The sequence below is a fragment of the Kamptonema formosum PCC 10802 genome (genome assembly GCF_000332335.1).
Classification (GTDB): domain Bacteria; phylum Cyanobacteriota; class Cyanobacteriia; order Cyanobacteriales; family Oscillatoriaceae; genus Oscillatoria.
Window position 1 is genome coordinate 142,570 of sequence record NZ_KB235948.1, and the last position, 1,501, is coordinate 144,070.

2 protein-coding genes are annotated in these 1,501 nt (G+C 55.3%); both read left to right on the top strand.

The window, feature by feature from the left end; translation table 11 throughout:
• A partial coding sequence (locus tag OSC10802_RS53895; RefSeq protein WP_232731588.1) for a hypothetical protein occupies positions 1-534 on the top strand: 534 nt, incomplete at its 5' end.
• Positions 515-1,501: beta strand repeat-containing protein (locus OSC10802_RS0100705; protein WP_026098053.1), on the top strand; the 987-nt coding region annotated here is incomplete at its 3' end. The genes OSC10802_RS53895 and OSC10802_RS0100705, both read left to right, overlap by 20 nt.

Consider the following 1,501-nt stretch of genomic DNA (forward strand, 5'->3'; position numbering starts at 1 on the left):
AATAGCAGTGCCGGTGGGATTGATACTACAGGTGGCAGGGTATCCTCTTTTTCAGGGGAGGGGAATGGGGGTGCTGTCACCCTGACAGCTTCTGGGGATCTTAAGACAGATTTAATCCTGTCGTTTTCTAAGGGCACCGGCACCGGGGGGAATATCGCCCTCAATAGCCGGGCCGGTGGGATTGATACTGCCAATAGCAGGCTATCATCTTATTCAAGTCAGGGAAATGGGGGTTCTGTCACCCTGATGGCTTCTGGGAATATTAAGACAGGGCAAATTGAGTCAATGGCGGGTTTTCAAGCCGAGTGGGACACGATTGCGCGTGAGCCAAATTTCACCCCTGCGGCAAACAGCACCGGCACCGGCGGAGACATCACAATAGAAAGTATCCGTGGTGGGGTAGAGACCAGCACCGGCTCACTCTACACCATGGTCTTCCGGGGGGGCTGCCGGGAATGTTACGATCAATGCAGCCGGACACGTCGAAACGGCAGGCATCCGCTCAGACGGCTTATTGCAAGGCGGCAATATTAGCATCCGCAGCGACAGTCCCAATAGTATCAATGTCGGCGGCAACCTAGACACCTATTCTGACAGTGGCACTGCCGGCGATATCACCCTATCGAGTCCGGGCAGAATTTCCCTAACGGGTGACATCACCTCCTATGGCAGCACCGAAAGTGGGGACATTACTGTCACCAGTGAGAGCAATAACGTCCAAACAAACTCTATCACAACCCAATCCGGAACCGGCCCCAGCGGAAATATCACTATCAACGGCAATAACATTGCGGCAGGCAACCTGGACTCCATCGGCAGCACCGGCGCGGGGAATGTGGAAGTGCGTGCCGGCAACAGCGTCACGACTCTTAATATCCAGTCGCGCACGGTGATGGGGAATTCTGGTAATATAGAAGTGATAGCCCCTGCCAACATCAACACCGGCGACCAAACCACAAGTACCGGTGATGGCAATTCGGGCAACATTACTAACACTGCCGGATCTGATGTGACAGCCGGCGACCAAACGGCAAGCTCCGCAAATGGCAATTCTGGGAATATCGACAACAGTGCCGGCTCTGATGTGACAGCCGGCAACCAAACCGCAAGCGCCACTAACGGGAATTCCGGGAATATCGCCAATAGTGCCGGTGGGAATGTGACAGCTGGCAACCAAACGGCAAGCGCCACCAACGGCAATTCCGGGAATATCACCAACAGTGCCGGTGGGAATGTGACAGCCGGCAACCAAACGGCAAGCGCCGTCGGAGGGAATTCTGGGAATATCACCAACAGTGCCGGTGGGAATGTGACAGCCGGCAACCAAACGGCAAGCGCCACCAACGGCAATTCCGGGAATATCACCAACACTGCCGGTGGGAATATAACCACCGGCATCCAGACGGCAAACGCCACTGGTGGAACTGCCGGCGAAATAACCAACATCGCTGGCGGCAGCATTACGACAGGCAATCTTCCCCCCACCGGCATCAATGGAAGT